Origin of the sequence: [Erwinia] mediterraneensis (assembly GCF_900604315.1) — a bacterium.
Lineage (GTDB): Bacteria > Pseudomonadota > Gammaproteobacteria > Enterobacterales > Enterobacteriaceae > Pantoea > Pantoea mediterraneensis_A.
Genome location: NZ_LR026978.1, coordinates 3,446,442 through 3,467,910, shown reverse-complemented (window position 1 = coordinate 3,467,910; position 21,469 = coordinate 3,446,442). Strand labels below are relative to the sequence as shown.

General features: G+C 54.4%; 23 protein-coding genes. 13 read left to right on the top strand and 10 right to left on the bottom strand.

The genetic code is table 11. The features are described from left to right. The first annotated feature begins 379 nt into the window (after positions 1-379). The 3 genes from hglS (at position 380) to E0E17_RS16320 (ending at position 5,238) form a co-directional block, all read left to right on the top strand. Positions 380-1,717, top strand: coding sequence for a 2-oxoadipate dioxygenase/decarboxylase HglS (hglS, locus tag E0E17_RS16330; protein WP_130835048.1), 1,338 nt, complete (start codon positions 380-382; stop codon positions 1,715-1,717). Positions 1,718-1,851: 134 nt separating this feature from the next. Next, positions 1,852-3,372: a carboxylesterase/lipase family protein gene (locus tag E0E17_RS16325; RefSeq protein WP_130835047.1), complete on the top strand. Its 1,521-nt coding sequence runs from the start codon at positions 1,852-1,854 to the stop codon at positions 3,370-3,372. Between the two features lie 207 nt (positions 3,373-3,579). After that, entirely contained in the window at positions 3,580-5,238 is a 1,659-nt protein-coding gene (locus E0E17_RS16320) for a methyl-accepting chemotaxis protein (RefSeq protein ID WP_130835046.1), read from the top strand. Here the strand turns inward: E0E17_RS16320 and E0E17_RS16315 are convergent. Then, positions 5,202-6,077, bottom strand: a complete 876-nt coding sequence (locus E0E17_RS16315; RefSeq protein WP_130835045.1) for a LysR substrate-binding domain-containing protein — start codon at positions 6,075-6,077, stop codon at positions 5,202-5,204. The genes E0E17_RS16320 and E0E17_RS16315 overlap by 37 nt on opposite strands. 126 nt (positions 6,078-6,203) lie before the next feature. On the opposite strand from E0E17_RS16315, the gene E0E17_RS16310 reads away from it, so the two are divergent. Continuing rightward, the gene (locus E0E17_RS16310; protein ID WP_130835044.1) at positions 6,204-7,370 is read left to right on the top strand and encodes a methionine aminotransferase; all 1,167 of its coding nucleotides are present in this window, start codon (positions 6,204-6,206) and stop codon (positions 7,368-7,370) included. 18 nt (positions 7,371-7,388) lie between these two features. Further along, a complete protein-coding gene (locus tag E0E17_RS16305) occupies positions 7,389-8,168 on the top strand; it encodes a transporter substrate-binding domain-containing protein (RefSeq protein ID WP_130835043.1) in 780 nt (259 codons plus the stop codon). A gap of 42 nt (positions 8,169-8,210) precedes the next feature. On the opposite strand, the gene pepT is transcribed toward E0E17_RS16305, so the two are convergent. After that, the gene (gene pepT / locus E0E17_RS16300; RefSeq protein ID WP_130835042.1) at positions 8,211-9,437 is read right to left on the bottom strand and encodes a peptidase T; all 1,227 of its coding nucleotides are present in this window, start codon (positions 9,435-9,437) and stop codon (positions 8,211-8,213) included. Between the two features lie 126 nt (positions 9,438-9,563). Here pepT and E0E17_RS16295 point away from each other — a divergent pair, with 126 nt between their 5' ends. Both E0E17_RS16295 and E0E17_RS16290 read left to right on the top strand, forming a co-directional pair. Continuing rightward, the gene (locus tag E0E17_RS16295; protein ID WP_130835041.1) at positions 9,564-11,159 is read left to right on the top strand and encodes an ABC transporter substrate-binding protein; all 1,596 of its coding nucleotides are present in this window, start codon (positions 9,564-9,566) and stop codon (positions 11,157-11,159) included. A 594-nt stretch (positions 11,160-11,753) separates the two neighbouring features. Further along, positions 11,754-11,930 (top strand): con-10 family general stress protein, encoded by a 177-nt coding sequence (locus tag E0E17_RS16290; protein ID WP_130835040.1) that lies wholly within the window; start codon positions 11,754-11,756, stop codon positions 11,928-11,930. A 132-nt stretch (positions 11,931-12,062) separates the two neighbouring features. Here the strand turns inward: E0E17_RS16290 and E0E17_RS16285 are convergent, their stop codons facing one another. Both E0E17_RS16285 and E0E17_RS16280 read right to left on the bottom strand, forming a co-directional pair. After that, positions 12,063-12,305 carry a hypothetical protein gene (locus E0E17_RS16285; protein WP_130835039.1) on the bottom strand — a complete coding sequence of 81 codons (243 nt, stop codon included), beginning with the start codon at positions 12,303-12,305 and terminating at the stop codon, positions 12,063-12,065. A 326-nt stretch (positions 12,306-12,631) separates the two neighbouring features. Beyond that, positions 12,632-13,858 carry a zinc-dependent alcohol dehydrogenase gene (locus E0E17_RS16280; protein WP_130835038.1) on the bottom strand — a complete coding sequence of 409 codons (1,227 nt, stop codon included), beginning with the start codon at positions 13,856-13,858 and terminating at the stop codon, positions 12,632-12,634. 210 nt (positions 13,859-14,068) lie between these two features. Between E0E17_RS16280 and E0E17_RS20460 the strand changes: the two genes are divergently transcribed. The 3 genes from E0E17_RS20460 to E0E17_RS16265 all read left to right on the top strand — a co-directional run bounded on the left by E0E17_RS20460 (position 14,069) and on the right by E0E17_RS16265 (position 15,350). Next, positions 14,069-14,314, top strand: coding sequence for a hypothetical protein (locus tag E0E17_RS20460; protein ID WP_130835037.1), 246 nt, complete (start codon positions 14,069-14,071; stop codon positions 14,312-14,314). Positions 14,315-14,673: 359 nt separating this feature from the next. Next, the gene (cspE, locus tag E0E17_RS16270) at positions 14,674-14,889 is read left to right on the top strand and encodes a transcription antiterminator/RNA stability regulator CspE (RefSeq protein WP_130835036.1); all 216 of its coding nucleotides are present in this window, start codon (positions 14,674-14,676) and stop codon (positions 14,887-14,889) included. 194 nt (positions 14,890-15,083) lie between these two features. After that, positions 15,084-15,350: a DksA/TraR family C4-type zinc finger protein gene (locus tag E0E17_RS16265; protein WP_130835035.1), complete on the top strand. Its 267-nt coding sequence runs from the start codon at positions 15,084-15,086 to the stop codon at positions 15,348-15,350. Positions 15,351-15,367: 17 nt separating this feature from the next. On the opposite strand, the gene E0E17_RS20260 is transcribed toward E0E17_RS16265, so the two are convergent. From E0E17_RS20260 to E0E17_RS16255, 3 genes are read right to left on the bottom strand one after another with little or no spacing between them, the layout of a single operon-like run. After that, on the bottom strand, positions 15,368-15,466 hold the full coding sequence (locus tag E0E17_RS20260) for a YoaK family small membrane protein (protein WP_165446241.1): 99 nt from the start codon (positions 15,464-15,466) through the stop codon (positions 15,368-15,370). A gap of 16 nt (positions 15,467-15,482) precedes the next feature. Continuing rightward, positions 15,483-15,800 (bottom strand): hypothetical protein, encoded by a 318-nt coding sequence (locus E0E17_RS16260; protein ID WP_130835034.1) that lies wholly within the window; start codon positions 15,798-15,800, stop codon positions 15,483-15,485. Positions 15,801-15,854: 54 nt separating this feature from the next. Further along, positions 15,855-16,505: a TetR/AcrR family transcriptional regulator gene (locus tag E0E17_RS16255; protein ID WP_130835033.1), complete on the bottom strand. Its 651-nt coding sequence runs from the start codon at positions 16,503-16,505 to the stop codon at positions 15,855-15,857. A gap of 295 nt (positions 16,506-16,800) precedes the next feature. Here E0E17_RS16255 and bhsA point away from each other — a divergent pair, with 295 nt between their 5' ends. Together bhsA and E0E17_RS16245 are read left to right on the top strand one after the other, a co-directional pair. After that, positions 16,801-17,058, top strand: coding sequence for a multiple stress resistance protein BhsA (bhsA, locus tag E0E17_RS16250; protein WP_130835032.1), 258 nt, complete (start codon positions 16,801-16,803; stop codon positions 17,056-17,058). Positions 17,059-17,091: 33 nt separating this feature from the next. After that, positions 17,092-17,349 carry a YdgH/BhsA/McbA family protein gene (locus E0E17_RS16245; protein WP_130835031.1) on the top strand — a complete coding sequence of 86 codons (258 nt, stop codon included), beginning with the start codon at positions 17,092-17,094 and terminating at the stop codon, positions 17,347-17,349. Positions 17,350-17,404: 55 nt separating this feature from the next. Here the strand turns inward: E0E17_RS16245 and E0E17_RS16240 are convergent, their stop codons facing one another. The 3 genes from E0E17_RS16240 to E0E17_RS16230 all read right to left on the bottom strand — a co-directional run bounded on the left by E0E17_RS16240 (position 17,405) and on the right by E0E17_RS16230 (position 20,385). Then, entirely contained in the window at positions 17,405-18,589 is a 1,185-nt protein-coding gene (locus tag E0E17_RS16240; RefSeq protein ID WP_130835030.1) for a sugar transporter, read from the bottom strand. Between the two features lie 182 nt (positions 18,590-18,771). Further along, a complete protein-coding gene (locus E0E17_RS16235; RefSeq protein WP_237680804.1) occupies positions 18,772-18,972 on the bottom strand; it encodes a hypothetical protein in 201 nt (66 codons plus the stop codon). A gap of 156 nt (positions 18,973-19,128) precedes the next feature. Continuing rightward, on the bottom strand, positions 19,129-20,385 hold the full coding sequence (locus tag E0E17_RS16230) for an MFS transporter (RefSeq protein WP_439654637.1): 1,257 nt from the start codon (positions 20,383-20,385) through the stop codon (positions 19,129-19,131). A 96-nt stretch (positions 20,386-20,481) separates the two neighbouring features. On the opposite strand from E0E17_RS16230, the gene E0E17_RS16225 reads away from it, so the two are divergent. Continuing rightward, positions 20,482-21,387: a LysR family transcriptional regulator gene (locus E0E17_RS16225; protein ID WP_130835029.1), complete on the top strand. Its 906-nt coding sequence runs from the start codon at positions 20,482-20,484 to the stop codon at positions 21,385-21,387. The last annotated feature ends 82 nt before the right edge of the window (positions 21,388-21,469 follow it).

The window sequence follows — 21,469 nt, the reverse complement described above, 5'->3', positions numbered from 1 at the left end:
GTTGCAAAATTTATTTAACAAAGGCGGGGTGGCAGAGGAAAAATCGATAACTTTCTGTTATTAAAATCATTTTATTTTTTCCTGCAAGATGAACAGAGCGCTCAATCGGTAAAATTTAACGCTTTACACTGGATATTATTTATTCTTTTTTATGATGCTCTGCGACTCAGCGCCCGATACTTAACCCCGCGCTATCATTATTGCTCATCTTTTTACCAAAACGGATGATCGCCGGCAGCGTTAACAACCCCTGTCTCTCTGGCCTTTCTCTGCTACCAGACACTAACTGTCTCGACGATCACAGTTCAGAGATTTTTTCGCCTGCCGTCATAACGTTGTTTTACAGTAGCAGCAACGCTCACTCAAACAGGTGAAAAACATGGAGACTTTTCTCAGTGCCGACCAGATCCTCAGCCTGTTCTCCCGGGCGATGTCAGCCATGTATCAGCAGGAGGTGCCGCAGTATGGCACGCTGATGCAGTTGGTCGCCGAGGTAAATCAGCAGGTATTAATCCGCAATCCGGCGCTGACTGCGCGCCTTGAAGCGGCCGATGAGTTGAACCGTCTCAGTATTGAACGTCATGGCGCCATCCGCGTGGGCCGGGCCGACGAACTCAATATGCTGCGTCAGCTGTTTGCCATTATGGGGATGGTGCCGGTGGGCTATTACGATCTCTCCCAGGCGGGCGTCCCGGTGCACTCCACCGCTTTTCGCCCGGTGGAGGATGAGGCGCTGCGCCGCAACCCGTTTCGTCTGTTTACTTCGCTGCTGCGGCTGGAGCTGATCGAGGATGAGGATCTGCGCGCGCAGGCGGAACGTATTCTTGCGGCACGCGATATCTTTACGCCGCGCTGCCGGGAACTGGTTGCGCTGCATCAGCAACAGGGCGGATTGACTGCATCACAGGCAGAGGTTTTTGTGCAGGAAGCGCTGGAAACTTTTCGCTGGCACCGGCAAACCACCGTTGACAGCGCCACCTGGCAGGCGCTGAACCAGCAGCATCGGCTGATTGCAGATGTGGTCTGTTTTCCCGGTTGCCATATTAATCATCTCACGCCTCGCACGCTGGACATCGATCAGGTGCAGGCGCTGATGCCCACGCGCGGCATTACGCCCAAAGCAATTATCGAGGGTCCGCCGCAGCGTCGCGTGCCGATTTTACTGCGCCAGACCAGCTTTAAAGCCGTAGAGGAGCCGGTGCGCTTTCAAGATGGTCATCCGGGCACCCATACCGCGCGCTTTGGCGAGATCGAACAGCGTGGTGTGGCGCTGACGCCGGCAGGGCGCGCGCTCTATGATCGTCTGCTGGCTGAGGCGGGCAGCGGCAGCGATAACCAGCAGCATCAGCGTCAGCTGGCTGAAACGTTCCGCGCCTTTCCGGATGATGAAAAGCAACTGCGTCAGCAGCAGCTGGCCTGGTTTGATTATCGTCTCAGTGAACAGGGACGGGCACAGCCGCCCCAGCCGGGAGAAGCGCTGGAGACGCTGATTGAACAGGGGCGTGTTATCGCCGAACCTATCGTGTATGAAGATTTTCTGCCGGTAAGTGCGGCAGGCATTTTCCAGTCAAATCTGGGCGATGAAGCCCGGGCGCGTACCGCCGGACATGCCAGCCGGGCCGCTTTTGAGCAGGCGCTTGGCGCGCCGCTGCTGGATGAGATGGCGCTGTATGAGGCGCGGCAGCAGCGCAGTCTGCAGCGTTGTGGCCTGACCTGACGCTCTCTGGCTGTGGCTGGACTCGCGTTCAGTGAACTGTCTGAAATCTCGGCATAATCTGCAAATGAGGTGTACATATGGACTTTGTCTGAAGGCGCGGAAATAATGGATTGACGCATTTGCAGGAATAAGCAATGAAAAATCAACGTCATCTGAAGCTCATGACAGCTGAAGGCGAGGTCAGAGGGGCGATGGATGATAACCTCTTTGTCTTCAGAGGATTACCTTATGCAGCCCCGCCGGTGGGTGCGTTACGCTGGCGGCCGCCACAGCCAATGGCCCGCTGGCAGGGCGTGCGCGATGCGATCCAGTGGGGCAATGCCTGCTGGCAGAATCGTGAATATTGCATTAACGTCGGCGGCGGCGATCCGGGCGTGTTCAGCGAAGATTGCCTTTATCTGAACATCTGGACGCCCGATATTACTCCGTCGCGACCGCTGCCGGTGATGGTGTGGTTGCACGGAGGCGGCTTTACCCTGGGGGCAGGCAGTCTGCCGCCCTATAACGGCCGTTACCTCGCCGGGCGTGGTGTGGTGGTGGTGACCCTCAATTACCGGCTGGGCCACCTCGGCTTCTTTGCCCATCCGGCGCTTGACTCTGAGTATCCTGAGGGGAAAACGGTCAATAATTTCGCCTTACTCGATCAGATCGCTGCCTTGCAATGGATCCAGCGCAATATACCGGCATTTGGCGGCGATCGACACAACGTGACGCTATTTGGCGAATCGTCCGGCGCGCGCAGCATACTCTCGTTGTACTGCTCGCCGCTGGCGCAAGGGCTGTTTAACAAAGGGATTGTACAGAGCGCTTACAGCCTGCCCGATGTTGAACGCCGTCAGGCGCTGAACAACGGCATCGCGCTGGCCAAACACTTTGGCCTTGAGAACGCGACTGCGGAGGAGTTGCGCCGCCTTCCGGCCGAAGCTTTCTGGTCGCTCGGAGGGGAGCTGGCTACGCAGCCGGTCCCCATTGTTGGTGATACGCTTTTGCCCCGGTCGATGCTGGCGACCTTCCGTGCCGGACAGCAGCAGCGGCTGCCGCTGATCATTGGCAGTAACAGCGATGAAGCCAGCGTGCTGGACTATTTTGGCATTGACGTTACGCGCATTATACGTGAGATGCGTGCCCAGCGACCCCTGATCTATCGCCTGGTCAAATGGCTGTATGATATTCATGATGACACCCTGCTGGGACGCGCGCTGGCGCGCGACATGGCCTTTAGCGCGCTGACAACACTGGTCGTGCAGGCACAACATGATGTCGGCATGCCCGGCTGGCGTTACTGGTTTGATTATGTTTCCGAACATGCCCGCGACAGCTACCCGCACGGCAGCTGGCACGGTAGCGAAATCCCCTATGTCTTTAATACGCTGAGTCAGCTGGCGGATGTCAGCAACCAATCCCCCGCCAATGCGGCAGATGACGCCTTTGCCCGCAACCTCAGCGCGTACTGGATCGCTTTTGCCCGTGATGCCAGTGAATTTACCCACACGCTGCCGGGGGAGCTGCCCTGGCCCGCCTGGCATCCCGGCGACGACCTGACGTTAGCTTTTGGTGAGGGCGGTAAGGGCGGACTGCGGCTGAAGCGCAATTTTATGCAGGCCCGCATGCGCCTGTGTCGATTGATGATGCATAGCCAGGTGCGCCTTTCCTGAACGGACGCTACAGTAACCTGCGGCTAATAGATAACATTTACGGTCATTTATGATCAATTGCCTGAATTACATCACAATTCTGCTGCGTGCTTAAGAAAAATCTCATTATCTACTTAAGTAAGCCTTACATTTTACCCTGAGCTGCCGATAAACAAGATCAGCCTGATTTATCGGGCCATTTCTGATTCTCATCGTAAGGGACCAGCTATGGGTATATTCAAAAATTTTTCTGTTCGCGCTGTGCTGCTCGGCATCCTGGGACTCTTTTGTCTGCTCTGGACCGGCGTTGGCCTTTACAGCGTGCATTCGCTGTCACAACTGGGTACCGGGAACGATATCGACCGCCATTTAGTCAGTCAGATGACGATACTGAGCAAAGGTAACGATCAATACTTCCGTTTCATCACCCGGCTTACCCGCGTTATGCAGGGCCAGGTGGCAGGCAAAACGCCCGGTGAGGAAGAGTATGCGACGGTGCAGAGCGCACTGGATAATATGACGCAGCAGCTGGCGCAGTTTAAGACCATGGCGCCTGGCCCGTTGGAGGGTGCCATTGTGAACAGCGTGCTGAACAACTGGCAGCAACTGCTGGATAAAGGTGTCAGGCCGCAACTGGAACTGGCGCGCCAGGGGAATCTGGATGCCTATTTTCAGCAGGCCAACAACGTAACACCGGCGCTCAGCCGCGCCTTTGGCGCCAGCGCCGATAAATTTAACCAGACTGCCAGCGTCAGGCTCGGCGAGACGCGCGTAACGGTCGATACACTTACGCTGGTGACGCGAACGATTATTATTAGCGCAGTGATTATCGGCATGCTGTTACTGGTTTTTACCGATCGCTATCTGGTGGCGTTACTGGTGAAACCCTCTGAACGGCTGAAAGCGCACCTGATTCAGATCACCAAAGGCGATTTAACCCACCCGGTGGAGGATTTCGGGCGTAACTGTCTGGGTAAACTGGTGCCCTTACTGGGCGCGATGCAGGATAGCCTGCGTGATGCCGTGAACGCGATCCGCAGCGGTACAGAAAATATCTATCGCGGCGCCACGGAAATTTCTGCCGGTAACCGTGACCTTTCCTCGCGTACCGAAGAGCAGGCGGCCGCGCTGGAGCAGACGGCGGCCAGTATGGAGCAGCTGACCGCAACGGTGAAGTTAAATGCGGAAAACGCGCGCCAGGCGAGTGAACTGGCCAGTACCGCTTCCGGCACGGCGCAAAAAGGCGGCAAGCTGGTGGGGGACGTGGTTGAAACCATGGAAGGCATCTCCGACAGTTCGAAAAAAATTGCCGAGATCACCCATGTGATTAACAGTATCGCCTTCCAGACCAATATTCTGGCCCTGAACGCGGCGGTAGAAGCGGCGCGTGCCGGTGAGCAGGGACGCGGTTTTGCTGTGGTTGCCAGCGAAGTGCGCAATCTGGCGCAGCGCAGCGCCGGGGCGGCCAAAGAGATTGCTGCGCTGATTGATGATTCCGTACAGCGTGTGAAAAAGGGGTCTCAACTGGTGAGTGAAGCAGGCAGCACCATGGACAACATTCTGAGGTCGGTGCTGGATGTGAATGACATTATGACGCAGATCGCCTCGGCATCTGAAGAACAAAGCAAAGGCATTTCTCAGGTGGGGATCGCGGTAACACAAATGGACAGCGTCACCCAGCAAAACGCCTCGCTGGTCGAGCAGGTGTCCGCTGCGGCCAGCGCTCTGGAGCGGCAGACCGAAGCGCTGCAGACCTCGGTGGCGCAGTTCCGTCTTTCCCGTGAGGAGGCGGTAACGCCACCGCCGCAGAAAAAAGAGCCTTCAGATCCGGCGCACCTGCTGACCCCGCGTCAGCCTGTCACCTCTGAGGAGTGGATCGCGTTCTGAGGCTGACACAGCCATGCCACCAGCGCCGGCAGCAAAGGCGGCGCATTCTCCTCCGGGCGCTGCAGCAAGCTGTATGCTGCGCCCGTCTTCACCCCCGCCGCAAAAGGGGCCACCAGACGGCCACTGGCAATATCGCTCTCTACCAGACTGACATCCGCCACTGTAACGCCAAACCCCTGCAGCGCTGCGCTGATCGCCAGATCCATGGTATCGAAGTGCTGATTACGTCGCATCGTCAGCGTAGCCCGTTGCGCATCAAGCCACAGACGCCAGTCGCGGCTGTCAGCGGTGGGATGCAGAAAGGTATAACGCGCCAGCGCCTCAAGGTTATCCGGGGGGGCAAGGTGCGCGGCCAGTACCGGCGTCAGCACCTCATCAAACAGGGTAATGGCGTCGGATGGCGGCTTGCCGTACACAATGGCCGCATCAAAATTCTCCAGCTGTGAATGGTGCTCCAGCGTGGTGGTCAGCGCGACCTGGATCTCAGGCCGCTGCTCCTCCAGTGAAATCAGCCGCGGCAGCAGCCAGCGCATCGCACAACTGGGGGCCTTCAGACGGATCGTGGCATGGTGGTGACTGGCTTTTTCCGTCGCTTTAATCAGCATCTCAAACCCCTGACGCAGCTCGGGCAGCAGCGCCGCCCCCTGGGCAGTAAGATGCAGGCCGCGGGCATGGCGCTCGAAAAGGGCAAAACCGAGCCAGTTCTCCAGTGTGGCAATCTTGCGGCTTACCGCACCCTGCGTAATGCAGAGTTCACTGGCAGCGCGGGTCAGATTCAGATGGCGGGCCGTAACCAGAAAGGCATCGATGGCATTCAGGGGAGGGACGCGACGGGACATGGCAGCCTCAAGCTATGATTTTTTGTCATGGCTATTATGACAACTTTTCGCTTGTCGGGACAAGTGGGAGCCCGTTGAATAGAAATCTGTTTCTTTTACGTTATTATGCATCAGCCCGGAGTGCTTATGGCCCTTAATTCCAGCGTTCATACCGCGTCAAAATTACCTGACGTTGGTACTACCATCTTCAGCGTCATTGGGCAACTTTCCGCGCAATATAACGCCATTAACCTCTCTCAGGGGGCGCCTAATTTCCCCTGTGATCCGGCGCTGGTAGAGGCGGTGAGTCGTGCCATGCGTGACGGGCACAATCAGTATGCGCCGATGACCGGACTGAGCACGCTGAAAGTGGCGCTGGCGGAAAAAATCCACACGCTGTATGGCCAGCACTACGATGCGGCCAGTGAAGTATTGATTACCGGCAGCGCCAGCCAGGGTCTTTATATGGTGATCTCAGCGCTGGTGCATGCAGGTGACGAAGTGATCTTCTTTGAGCCCGCTTTTGACAGCTATGCGCCGGTCGTCCGCTTGCAGGGTGCCACGCCGGTGGGGCTCAAGCTGCAGGTACCCGATTTCGCCATCAACTGGGATGAACTGCGCGCCACCATCACGCCGCGTACGCGCATGATCATTATCAATACCCCGCATAACCCCAGCGCCCAGGTGCTGAGCGCGCAGGATCTGGATCAACTGGCGGCGCTGACGCGTAACACCGATATCGTGGTGCTGTCAGACGAAGTGTATGAGCATATCCTGTTTGATGGTCGTCGCCACTGCGGTATGGCAACCCATCCGGAGCTGGCACAGCGCAGCGTTATCGTCTCCTCTTTTGGCAAGACTTTTCACGTTACCGGCTGGCGGGTGGGCTACTGCGTGGCGCCCGCCGAACTCATGGCGGAAGTGGTGAAAGTGCACCAGTTTATGATGTTCTCGGCAGATACGCCGATGCAGGTCGGTTTTGCCCACTATCTGCAGAACGCGCAAAATTATCTGTCGCTCGGCGACTTTTATCAGCAAAAACGCGACCGACTACTGGCGCTGATGCAGGATTCGCCTTTCAAACTGCTGCCCTGTGCTGGCTCCTTTTTTTTGCTTGCCAGCTATGGACATTTCAGTGACGAAGCCGACAGTGAAATGGTACAACGTCTTATCAGGGATTACGGCGTCGCCACTATTCCGCTTTCAGCGTTTTATATGGACGGAACAGACAATAAATTAATTCGTCTCTCTTTTGCCAAAGACGATGCCACCTTGCAGGCGGGCGCGCAGGCGCTTTGCCGGGTGAACAGCTAACTATTAAGGGGTATAACAATGATCAAGAAAAAAGCACTGTTACTGGCGTTAGGCATGCTGACCTCCGTAAGCGCCCTGGCGCAGGAAACCTTACGTTACGGCCTGGAGTCGCAGTATCCGCCATTTGAAAGCCGCAATGCGCAGGGCGAGCTGGAAGGCTTCGATATCGAACTGGGGAAAGCGATTTGCCAGGTGGGCAATTTTAAATGCAGTTGGGTTGAAAGCAGCTTTGATGCGCTGATCCCGGCGCTGCAGGCGAAAAAATTTGATGCCATCAACTCGGCGATGAATATCACTGAAGCGCGTGCCAAAAGCATCGGCTTTACCCGTCCGATTTATCGTATTCCGACCATGCTGGTAGGGAAGGAAGGCCAGGGCCTGGCCCCGACGGCCGAAGCGCTGAAAGGCAAAAACATCGGGGTGTTGCAGGGATCAATTCAGGAAACCTACGCGAAGCAGCACTGGGAGCCGAAAGGGGTGACCGTAACCGCCTATCAGGATCAGAATCAGGTCTATAACGATATGATCGCTGGCCGTCTTGATGGCACCCTGGTGATGTCGGCTGCCGGTCAGTCCGGCTTCCTGAACAAACCGCAGGGCAAAGGCTTTGCCTTTATCGGTGAGCCGGTTGAGGATGACAAGATCCTCGGATCCGGTATCGGATTTGGTCTGCGTAAAGATGATACTCAGCTGAAACAGTCGCTGGATGCCGCTATCGAGAAGGTGCAGACCGATGGCACCGTGACAAAACTGGCGGAGAAATTCTTCCCCGGCATTGATGTCAGCGTAGCGAAATAAGTTCTGTACCAGGCGGCCCGTGAGCCGCCTTTTTTTTCGCCACTATTTAGCCGCCAGGTAGCAGAGCTTCTCCGCCACCTGATAGGACTTCACAAAGGACGGCACCGGCAGAAACTCAAACTTTGAATGGAAGTTGTGCGCGCCGGTAAAGAAGTTGGGCGTCAGTAACCCTTTGGCCGACAGTGCCGCGCCGTCCGTGCCGCCGCGCATCGGGATCACTTTAGGTTCAATCGCCAGTTCCTGCAGGGCAGTAAAAATCAGATCGATGGCGCGCCGGTCATCACCGATGGCATTACTGATATTGCTGTAGGTATCGCTGATGGTGACTTCCACCTTGCCGGTGGGATAGCGGGCGGCGATCTGCTGCGCGACCTCCCCGATTTTTTGTTTACGCGCCGCAAAAGAAGCGAGATCAAAATCGCGGATAGAGGCTTTCAACACTGCCTCGCTGGCGTTTGCCTGCATATCGTTAAACCAGACGTAGCCTTCGCGCCCTTCGGTGTGTTCGGGCGTCTCAACGCGATCAAAGGCGCTGATAAAGTCGTGCGCCATCAGCAGCGGATTCACCAGCACCCCTTTGCCCGACATCGGGTGAGCCGTCACGCCGGTAAAGCGAATCTGCGCCGCCGCCGCATTGAAATTCTCATACACCACTTCGCCCAGTTCGCAGCAGTCAATGGTCCAGGCAAAATCCACATTGAAACGGGATGACAGATCCAGCGCTTTTGCCCCGCGCAGACCAATCTCTTCATCCGGTACAAAGGCGACCACCACATCGCCATGATCGCCGCTCAGATTCTCCATCAGCGTCATCACCACACTGACCGCTGCTTTGTTATCAGCACCCAGCACGCTGGTACCGTCACTGAAAATAATCTCCTGGCCGACATAGGGCAGGATCTCCGGATGTTCGGCGGTGCGCAGCCAGATCTGCAGCTGTTCATTCAGACAGATATCCTCACCGGTAAAGGTCAGGGTTTGCGGATGAATATGCGGCGACAGACCGACATCAACGGTATCGATATGGGCAATAAAGCCGACGCGCGGGGCATGCGGACAGTTGCCTTTTTTCACTGCGGTCACGGTGGCATGCTCATCAATCACCACCTCAGCCAGACCCAGCGCACGCAGTTCATCTGCCAGCAGCTGCGCCATCGCATGCTGTTCCGGCGTGCTGGGCAGGGTCGTGGCTTTGGCATCGCTCTGGCTGGTCACCGCCAGATAACGATAAAAACGGGATGTCAATTGCCTCGCCAGATTGTCTGTCATCACTTTTCCTTATTTGTGAGCCCGGAGGGTTATTCGCTAATGTGCGATTCATGTTATCTGTTTATTAAGTTAATGTTTCATTTAGTAATCCCGCTCAGCGGAAGTCAATAAAAAGCGAGAGACAATATGAAAAAGGTGATGGTACGACTGGCTCTGACTGCATTAAGCGTGGCGCTGGCCACCACGGCGTCAGCAAAAACCCTGGTGTTCTGCTCGGAAGGGTCGCCGGAAAATTTCAATCCTCAACTCTATACCTCGGGTACCAGCGTGGATGCCAGCGCGGCGCCGCTGTTCAATCGTCTGGTGGATTTCAAAGTCGGTACGACCGACCTGGTGCCTTCGCTGGCGGAACGCTGGGAAATCAGTCCTGACGGTACGGTCTATACCTTTCATCTGCGGCGCGGGGTGAAATTCCACAGTAATAAATTTTTCACTCCCAGCCGCGAGATGAATGCTGATGACGTGATTTTCTCCTTTATGCGTCAGATGGACAGTAACAACCCCTATCACAATGTCTCTGGCGGCTCCTACGCTAACTTTGAAAGTCTTGAACTCAGCAAGCTGATCACAAAAATCGACAAGCCGGATGACTACAGCGTGCGCTTTACGCTGAGCCATGCCGAAGCGCCGTTCCTCGCCGATCTTGCCTGGTATTTTGCATCTATTCATTCGAAGGAGTATGCCGATAAGATGCTGGCCGCAGGGACGCCTGAGAAGGTGGATATGAACCCGATTGGCACCGGTCCCTTTATGCTGCAGCAGTATCAGAAAGACTCCCGCATTCTCTTTAAAGCCTTTCCGGATTACTGGCAGGGCAAGGCGAAACTGGATCGGCTGGTTTACACCATTACCCCGGATGCCTCGGTACGTTTCGCCAAACTGGAAAAGAATGAGTGTCAGGTGATGCCGTTCCCTAATCCGGCCGATCTGCCGCGCATGCGCACCAACCCCGATATTACGCTGATGCAAAAGCCAGGGCTGAATACCGGCTTCCTGGCGTTTAACACCACAAAAGCGCCGCTGGATAAGGTGAAAGTGCGTCAGGCGCTGGCGATGGCAATCAACAAACCGGCCATTATTGACGCGATATTTAAAGACACCGGTAGCGTGGCGAAAAACATTCTACCCCCCGGCGTCTGGAGTGCAGACAAAGGTTTGCAGGATTACACTTACGACCCGGTGAAAGCCAAAGCGCTGTTGCAGGAAGCGGGGATTAAGCCCGGCACGGAAATCGCGCTCTGGGCGATGCCGGTACAGCGTCCCTATAACCCGAATGCGCGCCGTATGGCAGAAATGATCCAGGCGGACTGGGCGAAAGTCGGCATCAAAGCCAGTATCGTCAGTTATGAGTGGGGAGAGTACCTGAAGCGCGTGAAGGACGGGGAGCATCAGGCGGCGCTGATGGGCTGGACCACTGCAACAGGCGATCCGGATAACTTCTTTGGACCGCTCTACAGCTGTACCTCAGCCAACGGCGGTTCCAACTCATCGAAATGGTGCTATGCGCCGTTTGAAAAAATCATCACCACGGCGCGGGCAGAGCAGGATCATGACAAACGGGTCGAACTCTATTTGCAGGCGCAGCAGATTATGCATGAGCAGATGCCTGCCGTGATGATTGCCCATTCAACAATCTTTGAGCCGGTACAAAAATCTGTCAGCGGCTATGAGATTGATCCTTTTGGGAAACATATCTTCTATCAGGTTGATATTAAAGAGTAACAGGAAAAAGGCGGGCTAGCTGACCAGCCCGCATCTTTTACGGGTTCGTCTGAGTCTCTCTAGTTACAACATTCTATAATAAAGTATCAACACTATGGCCCATCAGCAAAAGAGCAAACAGAAAAAAAGAGCAGCACAAGGCAAAACAGGATTAACAGCCCTTTACTGTTGCTGGCCCGCGTTCACTGCTGCGCTTAGCGCATGAGCGGGCAGGGCGCGATGGTAAACCAAAAGGCACTACTCATGCCGGGAGAGGCAAAAAGAGGTTAAAAAGCAAGCGACATATTTCCTGTGCTATCGCTTTGAAATAACACTGTTACATGGGGTGGTTGTAATTTAGAAAACTTTTCTCATTGTAAAAAATATAATATCGCAACACACCATTAGCGAAGCGGTAATTAATTTCATGATTTTCTTTTCTTTAATTACAGCGAGTTAAACCTTCTGGCTGAATAAAAAACAGAGATAAGGCAGAAAAATTTGCGCTTTATTGTCCGCATGCTACTCTTAATAACGCAACACGAAAATGTCCGGCGTAATTAGCATTATGCTGGTTGCCATTAAATCAATGACAAATATGTCCAGGAGGAATTTATGGCCGGTTCAAATAATCCAGGTAATTTCGCAAACGATCGTGAAAAAGCCTCTGAAGCGGGTAAAAAAGGCGGGCAGAATAGCGGCGGTAACTTCGCTAATGACCGCGAAAAAGCTTCTGAAGCAGGTAAAAAAGGTGGCGAGCATAGCCATGGTGGTGGACGTCCATCCAAATAAAAAAGAGGTTATTTATCTTTTTTAACCACCGGCCCCGGCAGATTCTGCCGGGGCTAATCGTTTTATATAAACCATTTTCATCGCTGCGTTAATCTCCTTTTAACGCTGGCGTCTATAGTAAATTATTATCACTTACACAGCTGAAGTGAATATTAAATGTGTCGCCGTTTCGCTTTCCAGAATCATCTCTTCAGCTTCTCCTCCTGGAGAAACAAAAGTTACGGCATCGCCTTTCTCCTTACTCTGAAAAGCCTCTACAGGCTGCCTCGCTTTCTGAATTTCAAAGTGGCTTTTTCCGTCCACGTCAGTGGTGTAATAGTTGCCCGTAAAGGTATATTTCGGCTGATCTTTAATGTGCATCTGAACTGAGGGCATAACACCTCCTGATTAATGTGACTGAATTAACAGCCTAAGCGCCTTTTGCCAGATTGCCATGTCCGAACCAGATGCAGGCATCTATTAAGACAATTCTTAATTATGGTGGCCTGAGGTACAGGATTTTTTCTTTCTGGTCCCCAGGCCTTCGCCCCCGATGCACCAGGCATTGCAGCGTTTACTGTTAAGCCGGATATCGGGGAGAGGAGAGTGAGCGCATTCCTGCAAGCGCCAGCTACGTGAAGGCCACTGTATCGCGGCCTTTTTCTTTCTGCGCAGAGCAACGCTGTTGCAACCTGACGGGCAGGGCGCGTCAGACACTGCTGTCAACTGTTACTGATTCCGGCACTGCTGGTTCCGAGGGTTTCGGCACCTTTGGTCTGCGCGCCCGGGACAAGAATTATCTTGCGGCAATCCTGTTCACGCTTCTCAAAGATTTTATAGGCCTCGGCAGCTTCATCGAGGGGAAGATGATGCGTCACAATCTCCTCCGGCGTCAGTAGTCCCTGCTCGATCAGCTTCAGTAATTCGGGCAGGTAAGCATGCACATGAGTTTGTCCCATTTTAAACGTCAGTCCCTTATCGAAGGCATCGCCAAACAGGAAACCATGGATAAAGCCGGCATAAACGCCAGGCACGCTGACAATCCCGCCACGCCGCACTGCAGCAATGCACTGGCGCAGCGCTTTACCGCTGCTGCCTTCCAGCTTGAGGTTAGTCAGGATGGTTTCTGTGGTGCTGCCTTTGGCCTCAAAACCCACTGCGTCAATAACCGCATCCACACCCCGGTTGCCCGGCGTGTTATCAATAATCACTTCAGCCGGATCCTCGGTTTTATCGAAATTGATCGGGATAACGCCATAGCGGTTTTGCGCAAATTCGAGACGGTAAGGGTGATGATCGACCATAAAAATCTGTTCCGCGCCAGCCAGACGAGCACAGGCAGCTGACAGCAGGCCAACCGGACCGGCACCAAAGATAGCGACGCGTGATCCTTTCCCTACCTGGGCATTTTTGACGGCCTGCCAGGCGGTGGGCAGGATATCGGAAAGGAAAAGCACTTTGTCGTCGGCCAGCAGCGGCGGCACTTTAAAGGGGCCGGTATTCGCTTTCGGCACCCGAACATACTCTGCCTGGCCGCCAGGCACGCCGCCATACAGATGGCTGAAGCCAAACAACGCCGCCGGCGGTGGGATCTGCTTTTTATTGATAATCGCACCGCGCCCGGTGTTGGTGGTTTCACAGGCGGCGTACTGATGCATCTGACAGAAAAAACAGTCGCCACAGGCGATCACAAAAGGGATGACGACCCGATCGCCTTTTTTCACGGCGGTGACATCACGGCCGGTTTCTACCACTTCGCCCATAAACTCATGGCCAAAAATATCGCCATGCCTGGTTTGAGGAATTTTACCGCGATACAGATGCAGGTCAGAGCCGCAAATGGCCGTCGCCGTGACGCGCAGAATAATATCATCCTGTGCTTCAATCACCGGGTCGGGCACGTTATCAACACTGACGCGATGAGGGCCATGATATGTAAGTGCTTTCACGAATGAAATCCTTATTCAGGTGAGGGTTTGTTAACTTTAGTGCTGAATTACGATTTCTGCGCATTTCCGAGCAGTTCGTATCTGCATAACGTGACCCTGACAGCAGAGCAGAACCTGTTTTCTGCCGGCGTTAACACGTTAGTTTTCACCTATCCCAAAAAGAAGTGTTAACAACTGGCTCTCCTGCGGTTTTGGCAAAATAATCAGCCCATGACTACATATCGCGTAAGAGTAGGGTTTCATAACCCGTCAGCATTAACCTTTTTACAGTTGGATGAGTTGCTTGAACCCCGTCGGTTTTGTCGGCTCAGTTCCTATGGTGAAAAATTCAGGTGTTTTATTGATTATGAATATAAAACGGAAACGAAAGATCTTTGCGCGGTCTGCTCCATAGCCCAACAGGCCGCCAGTCAGATTAAAAAAAATCCGCTGGTTCTGGTCGAAGTTAAAGCCTGAACCCTGGCCCCCTCCATTAGCGTAACGGCAAGCAGAAAAGCAAGGCGCATGAACGCCTTGCCCACCTCTGTAACTTATTACCTCTGCCAGGAGAGCAAGCACGACTCCCGGCACGTCAAAGGAATCTGCAGGCAGTTTTATATTAAAAAGCGAACAGTGCTTGCCAGCCCAGGGGAAACGTGCGTTAATAGCGTTATCGGTTTGATACGCAGACCATGCCAAAGCAGTTTAGTAAAGCAGTTCTCATCATAAGTGTTATCCTTCGATATCCCTTCTTCGTGAGTCTCCTCTTTAAGCGCTCTGTAAATTCTGTACCCAGACCACGTTCGCCGAAAGGCTATCAATTAAAGGTAATAGTTATGTCTAAGAAAATGACTGGTTTAGTAAAATGGTTTAACGCTGAGAAAGGTTTCGGCTTTATCTCTCCTGAAGATGGCAGCAAAGACGTATTCGTCCATTTCTCTGCTATTCAGAATGACGGTTTTAAATCGCTTGATGAAGGCCAGCGCGTTGAGTTCGAAATTCAGGACAATCCCGCTAAAGGTCCTTCTGCAATCAACGTGGTTGCTAAATAAGATTTAGCCGTAAAGGAAAATGAGAATAACGATGATGGCCGCTGGCCGGAACCGCTGATTCTCCTTACGCTGAAAAACCCGCCATGGTGCGGGTTTTTTTATGGCTGCCATTCAGACTTTACCGCTTGTGATTGAAATTCCCGCTTTTGCCGCCATAGTTAGTAAACAGACGTCAGATAAACAGGAAGGCGAACATGGCAAGCGGTTGGGCTTCTGACGGAGCCGTACAGGACCAGATCGATACCACCGTCAATGATGAAATTACCCGCGTGCGCCAGTCGATCGGGCAGGGGGAGAGCGCGCGTTTTTGCGAAGAGTGTGGCGAAGAGATACCTCTCGCCCGGCGCAATGCGCTGAAAGGGGTAAAATATTGTCTCGCCTGCCAGCAGGAAATCGATAAACAGCAGAATAACCATGCGCTGTTTAATCGTCGCGGCAGTAAAGACAGTCAGTTGCGCTGAGCTGTCACAGCCTGATGTTAACTGCCCGGCACGGCGGCGCCGCTGAGAACAAACCAGGCCAGAAATGAAACGCCCACAACAATAATCGCAATGGGAAAAAGAACGCCGATTTTCACTTTTTTTCCTGCAGGGTCAGGCAACTTGCAGTATTGCCCGTGATGTTTTCATCATGGTGAACAGCTGAAACTGGCTGGCATCATCCGCCCGGCGCGTTAACTCGCCGGATTGAAACAGAATAGTGTTGATATAACCCAGTTGCCGCCAGACGATAATGGCTGAAGCGATCAGCGCACAGAACCGCTCATCCTGCACACACTCCAGCGTGGTATACCGCTGTTCATCCAGGCCATTAATAAAGATGCGCAGCGCGTCGCCAGGAATGATCGCTTTCAAATCCTCCAGCATCACCCGGCTTACCGGACGGGAAAGGCAGAGCGTCAGATATTTCATGATCCTTTCCCTCTCGCAAGCGATGTAATCTGGCCAGTTGTTCGTATGCCAGCGCTATGCTTTTGCCTGACACACGCCTGTCAGTTTTGGCCAGAGAGCCATCATGGTATCAATAATGCTGTCCAGTTCTTCCCGTATCGCACCTTCACGTGCCCGTACTGACATGCCCTGCAGTATACAGGAAAGATAACGCGCGAGGGCGGTGGTATCGGTATCTGCTTTCAGCTCGCCCAGTTCCAGCCGTTCCTGCAGAAAAGCCTTCAGGCTGGCTTCCTGTGCCTGATGGCGCTGTAACAGTGTGCGCGCCAGTTCGCCCGAGGAAGCCGCCAGGGCCGTCGAGGTACAGATAAAAAAGCAGCCTGCAGGTTTGCTGCAATCGGTAAAGCAGGCAGCAGTGGCGCGAAAATAATTATCAATGGCCTCAGTCACGCTTTGCCCCGGACTGCGTAGCGCCGCATCGCGCTGGGCAGTGAATTTCTGGCTGTAGTGATCCATGACCGCCCGGAACAATCCCTCTTTACTCTCAAATTCCGCATAGAGCGTAGGGGCTTTTGCGCCAGTTGCGCTCACCAGGTCGGAAAGCGAGGTCGCTTCATAGCCGTGTGCCCAGAAAAGCTCCAGCGCCTTATCCAGTGCGGCTTCACGGTCAAAGCGTTTCGGGCGCCCGCGACTTTTCTTCACCACAGTATCCTGATTCTGGCTCATAGCACCTCACACACAAAGAAACACAGCCAATAAATTACCGATCATTAAAAAAATATGCAAGGCGCACAGCGGCTGCCTGAGACGAGATTTAACCTTTTGTGTGCCGACCGGATAAAACGCCTGATTGGTTCAGTGGCAACCGGCCGCCACGGCCATAATGACGCCACCTTGTGATTAAAATATCGATCATTAATAAAATAGTTGACGCCCTGACAGAAGAGGCATACTCTTTAATTAATGATCGTTAATTAAATGACGACATAAACCTTATCAAAATCTGAAGAAGAGAGTCGCTATGAAAAACATCAAACTGACCCTGGCTGCCGTTGCCCTGACTTCCATGTCCTTTGGCGCTTTTGCTGCTGAACAGGTGACCAGCGATCCGCTGCATCAACAGCCGGTAGGCACCATCTCCGCCCAGGGCGGTAGCAGCCTGGATTCGCTGGAAGCTCAGCTGAATGCGAAAGCCGATGCCGCCGGTGCGAAATCGTTCCGCATTACCTCTACCACCGGCCAGAACAAACTGCACGGCACCGCCGTGATTTATCAGTAAGCCAGACGCCGGAGAGAGGAAAGGAGGGTTATCATGACAACAATGAAAGTGATTACGCTGGCACTGCTGTCGGGTTTCTTTTCCCTTGCCAGCCAGGCCGCCCAGCAGGCTAATGAAATTCCTGGTGTTTATAATGAAACCGGGGTTATCAGCGCCTTTGGCAGCAGTACGCTGCTGCCGCTGGAGGAGCAGCTTGGCGCAAAGGGCGTGGCGGCGGAAACAACGTCGTTCCGCACCGCTTCGATCTCTGGCAACAACGCCCTGCATGGCATCGCGAACCGCTATAACTGAGCGGCATAACAGCGTAGTCAGCAGACTTCAGCGGGCCACGGCCCGCTGAAAATCTTTATCCGTTACTGCGCAACTGCGGATAGCGGCGAAAACTCCAGAGACACCAGAACAACGCAGCCAGCCCCAGCAGCGCGCCCACATTACCCACATCCGCCATATGCAGATGTTCACTCACCTGATTCCCCAGCAGTGCACCCGCCCCGATACCAATATTGTAAATACCAGACATCAGCGACATCGCCACATCGGTAGCATCAGGCGCCAGCGCCAGCACACGTACCTGCATCGCCAGACCAATGGTCATCATGGCCATTCCCCAGACAATACACAGCACGCTAATGGCAGCAGGATGCACGGCGGCAAAAATCAGCAACCCCATGCTCAGCGTAATCAGCGCAATGGCGAGCAGCAGCAGCGCAGACGGGAATTTGTTGCCCAGCGTACTGAACAGCACGCTGCCAAGAATCCCGGCCGATCCAAACAGCAACAGCAGCAGAGTCGTGAAGTTCTCGCTTGCCTGTGCCACAACGGCCATAAAAGGTTCGATATAGCTGTAGGCGGTGTAGTGCGCCGTGACCACCAGGGTAACCAGCAGATACATGCAGACCAGTGCAGGACGACGAAACAGCATCGGCACACTGCTCAACGAGCCGGTATGCTCACTCGGCAGTTTGGGCAGCACTTTAGCCAGCAGCAGCATCAGCACCAGCGCCGAGATACCGATCATGCCGAACGTGGTACGCCAGCCGAGATATTGTCCCACCACGCGCCCAATCGGCACCCCCAGTACCATCGCCAGCGCCGTACCGGTAGCCAGCATACTCAGTGCCTGAGTTTTCTTGCCCGCCGGGGCAACGCGAATCGCCAGTGAGGCGGTTATCGACCAGAACACCGCATGGGCCAGCGCAATGCCAACGCGTGACACCACCAGCGAAGTAAAATCCCAGGCGACGGTAGAGAGCACATGGCTGGCAATAAAAATAATGAACAGCACCGAGAGCAGCAGACGTCGCTCAATCTGTCGCGTCAGTAGCATCAGCGGCAGGGAGAGTAGTGCAACAACCCAGGCGTAAATGGTGAGCATAATCCCCACGTCCGCCGTCTTCATAGCGAAACTGGTGGCGATGTCGGAAAGCAGGCCGACAGGAACAAATTCTGTGGTATTAAAAACAAAAGCAGCAATAGCCAACAGCACGACGCGCAGCCATGCCGTCTTACGGGAAACGGGTGTTGTTTGCATGAGAAGTCAGATCTGTCAGAGCAGCAAATGCGGACGCAACGTGCGCCCAGTTTAAGTGACCTGCGTCACAAATTAATCGCTATTGTGGATGAAGAGTGCGCGCAGGGAAACAGCAGACGGAAGTTTTTTTCAGAAAATGACCTGGCCTGTACGGCCAGACGCAGGTGGGCGTTCACTGTTTATCAGGAGGGATAGCACAGCAAATCGCGCAGCCCAACGCGTTGGGATAATCTTTTTGCCTGCTGAATGGCGGCGCTGGCACTGTAAAAGGTGCCAGGGAAAATGCGCGCCGGCACACCGGGAAGAAACTGGCAGCCTGCCCGATGCACGATATGGTTATTACTGAAGCCGGAGGTTTTATTGACGTAATACCAGCTGCCCATGTTGACGCCTCGACTGAACAGCGAAGAAGAGTGGATAGTGGGAGTGTAGTGTGGGCGGGGCGACGCGGTTTGATGTGGAACTAACGACGATCGTGCTAAGCGAGAACCTGCAAAAAGGCACCGTAGCGCCTTTTTTCGTTCCGTTAGCGCGGTCCGTTACAGCTGACGTTGATGCAGACGCCAGCCAACCAGCAACGCCATTATCAGCAGTGTGCTGATAAACAGCGTAATGCCGCACCAGCCAAAGTTATGCCAGAAAAGGCCCCCCACTGTACCGGCCACACTGGAACCGACGTAATAGCTGAACAGATAAAGAGAGGAAGCCTGGCCTTTGGCGCGACGCGCACGCGGACCAATCCAGCCGCTGGCTACCGAGTGGGCGGCGAAAAAACCGGCGGTAAACAGCATAATTCCCGGCAGAATCGCCCAGACGGTACTGAATGCGGTCAATACCAGGCCGGTCAACATAATCGCGGTTGAGGCGAGGATCACCGGACCGCGCCCGAAACGCACCGTCATCGTCCCCGCTTTGGGCGAGCTCCAGGAGCCGAGGAGATACACCAGCGATAACAGCCCCACAACGCTCTGGCTGAGAAAGTAAGGCGCGCTCAACAGGCGGTAGCCAATATAGTTAAACAGGGTAACGAAAGCCCCCATCAGCAGAAAGCCTTCCGCAAACAGCAGCGGCAAACCCGCATCACGCCAGTGCAGACGAAAGTTGATCAGTAAACTGCGCGGCTTCAGTGACGCCGGACGAAAATGACGTGAGGGGGGCAAGATTTTCCAGAACATCAGGGCGGATGCCAGCGCGAAGCAGCCGATGGTCGCCATGGCGACACGCCAGGAGAAAAAATCGGTGAGCACACCGCTCAGCAAGCGTCCGCTCATGCCGCCAATGGCGTTGCCGCTGATATAAAGGCCCATAGAAAAGGCGATAAAACCGGGATGAATCTCTTCGCTCAGCCAGGTCATCCCCACTGCCGCCACGCCGCTCAGCGCAAGACCAATCAGCGCACGCATGATCAGTATGCCGTGCCAGCTGTGCATAGTGGTCGAAATCAGGGTAAAGATGGCCGCCAGCATCAGTGCGGTCACCATGACTGATTTGCGTCCCACCGCATCCGAGAGCGGGCCGGTGATCAGCAGGCCCAGCGCCAGCATACCGGTGGAAAGCGAGAGGGCGAAACTGCTGGCCGCAGGCGAGACGCCAAACTGCTGCGACAGCACCGGCAACAGCGGCTGCACGCAATAAAGCAGCGCAAAGGTGGCCAGTCCGGCAGAGAAGAAGGCCAGAGTAACACGCATAAAAAGTGGCGAGCCCCGTTTGATCAGGGGGCGTTGTCCAGCGGCAGAGACCGGCGCGTGCACAGGTGCCATGTCATGCAGCGGCGCGGTCCGGGAAGAGCGGCTCACGGAAAAATCCTCAGTTAATTCAACATGAGGTTTACTGTAAAAAAGGTGCCATATGTTGTCTAATATATTAATAATCTCAAATAAGACGTTTAACATATGAATATCGAACTGCGTCACCTGCGTTATTTCGTGGCGGTCGCGGAAGAGTTGCATTTCGGCCGTGCCGCCCAGCGCCTGAATATTTCCCAGCCGCCGCTGAGTCAGCAGATCCAGCAACTGGAGCAGGAAGTGGGGGCACGGCTGTTTTCCCGCACCAACCGCAGTGTGCGGCTGACTGCCGCTGGCAGCCAGTTTTTGCTGGATGCGCGCGCTATTCTGCAGCAGGTGGAGCAGGCAGCGGAACGCGCGGCGCGCCTGCATCGTGGGGACGCGGGCGAGCTGCGCATCGGATTTACCTCATCGGCACCCTTTATCGGTCAGGTATCAGACGCGCTCTATCATTTTCGCCAGCGCTGGCCTGAGGTGCATATTCAGATGCAGGAGATCAATACGCGTCAGCAACTGGCGCCGCTGCATGACGGACGCCTTGATCTGGGTATTATGCGTAATACGCCGTTGCCGGACGATTTGCGCTATCAGCTGCTGTTGCGCGAACCGTTGTGCGCAGTGATGCACCGGGCGCATCCGCAGGCGGAGGCCGGGCGCATCTCAGTGCTGGCGCTGGCAAATGAGCCTTTTGTGTTTTTCGATGCGCAAGGCGGTACGGCGTTGTACAGCGAAATTCTCTCTCTGCTGCACCGTTATCAGGTTCAGCCTTACATCACCCAGGAAGCGGGGGAAGCGATGACCATACTGGGGCTGGTCGCCACCGGACTGGGCGTCTCCATTCTGCCCGCCTCATTTCGCCGCGCCCGAATGGATGACGTTGTCTGGCTGCCACTCACGGAGCCCGATGCACTGTCAGAGGTATGGATGGTATGGGCTGAAGGTCGCGACCCCAGCGCACAAATGCAGCATATGATGGCGCTGTTACAACGTAACGCGGAAAAAGAAACGGAATAATCTGCTAACTTTCATCTCTTTATGTGCAGTGAGTCACATTTCGCGGCAAATTATTAACGGAACCTTTAAATCTGCTCCAACA

What these genes read in the sequence shown, in the direction of transcription:
- E0E17_RS16315 (WP_130835045.1), bottom strand. Translation starts at nt 6,077, where the DNA reads ATGTCCCGTCGCGTCCCTCCCCTGAATGCCATCGATGCCTTTCTGGTT.
- E0E17_RS16310 (WP_130835044.1), top strand. Translation starts at nt 6,204, where the DNA reads ATGGCCCTTAATTCCAGCGTTCATACCGCGTCAAAATTACCTGACGTT.
- bhsA (WP_130835032.1), top strand. Translation starts at nt 16,801, where the DNA reads ATGAAAAACATCAAACTGACCCTGGCTGCCGTTGCCCTGACTTCCATG.
- E0E17_RS16260 (WP_130835034.1), bottom strand. Translation starts at nt 15,800, where the DNA reads ATGAAATATCTGACGCTCTGCCTTTCCCGTCCGGTAAGCCGGGTGATG.
- E0E17_RS16320 (WP_130835046.1), top strand. Translation starts at nt 3,580, where the DNA reads ATGGGTATATTCAAAAATTTTTCTGTTCGCGCTGTGCTGCTCGGCATC.
- E0E17_RS16255 (WP_130835033.1), bottom strand. Translation starts at nt 16,505, where the DNA reads ATGAGCCAGAATCAGGATACTGTGGTGAAGAAAAGTCGCGGGCGCCCG.
- E0E17_RS16305 (WP_130835043.1), top strand. Translation starts at nt 7,389, where the DNA reads ATGATCAAGAAAAAAGCACTGTTACTGGCGTTAGGCATGCTGACCTCC.
- hglS (WP_130835048.1), top strand. Translation starts at nt 380, where the DNA reads ATGGAGACTTTTCTCAGTGCCGACCAGATCCTCAGCCTGTTCTCCCGG.
- E0E17_RS16285 (WP_130835039.1), bottom strand. Translation starts at nt 12,305, where the DNA reads ATGCCCTCAGTTCAGATGCACATTAAAGATCAGCCGAAATATACCTTT.
- pepT (WP_130835042.1), bottom strand. Translation starts at nt 9,437, where the DNA reads ATGACAGACAATCTGGCGAGGCAATTGACATCCCGTTTTTATCGTTAT.
- E0E17_RS16245 (WP_130835031.1), top strand. Translation starts at nt 17,092, where the DNA reads ATGACAACAATGAAAGTGATTACGCTGGCACTGCTGTCGGGTTTCTTT.
- E0E17_RS16225 (WP_130835029.1), top strand. Translation starts at nt 20,482, where the DNA reads ATGAATATCGAACTGCGTCACCTGCGTTATTTCGTGGCGGTCGCGGAA.
- E0E17_RS16290 (WP_130835040.1), top strand. Translation starts at nt 11,754, where the DNA reads ATGGCCGGTTCAAATAATCCAGGTAATTTCGCAAACGATCGTGAAAAA.
- E0E17_RS16325 (WP_130835047.1), top strand. Translation starts at nt 1,852, where the DNA reads ATGAAAAATCAACGTCATCTGAAGCTCATGACAGCTGAAGGCGAGGTC.
- E0E17_RS16295 (WP_130835041.1), top strand. Translation starts at nt 9,564, where the DNA reads ATGAAAAAGGTGATGGTACGACTGGCTCTGACTGCATTAAGCGTGGCG.
- E0E17_RS16235 (WP_237680804.1), bottom strand. Translation starts at nt 18,972, where the DNA reads ATGGGCAGCTGGTATTACGTCAATAAAACCTCCGGCTTCAGTAATAAC.
- E0E17_RS16265 (WP_130835035.1), top strand. Translation starts at nt 15,084, where the DNA reads ATGGCAAGCGGTTGGGCTTCTGACGGAGCCGTACAGGACCAGATCGAT.
- E0E17_RS16240 (WP_130835030.1), bottom strand. Translation starts at nt 18,589, where the DNA reads ATGCAAACAACACCCGTTTCCCGTAAGACGGCATGGCTGCGCGTCGTG.
- E0E17_RS20460 (WP_130835037.1), top strand. Translation starts at nt 14,069, where the DNA reads ATGACTACATATCGCGTAAGAGTAGGGTTTCATAACCCGTCAGCATTA.
- cspE (WP_130835036.1), top strand. Translation starts at nt 14,674, where the DNA reads ATGTCTAAGAAAATGACTGGTTTAGTAAAATGGTTTAACGCTGAGAAA.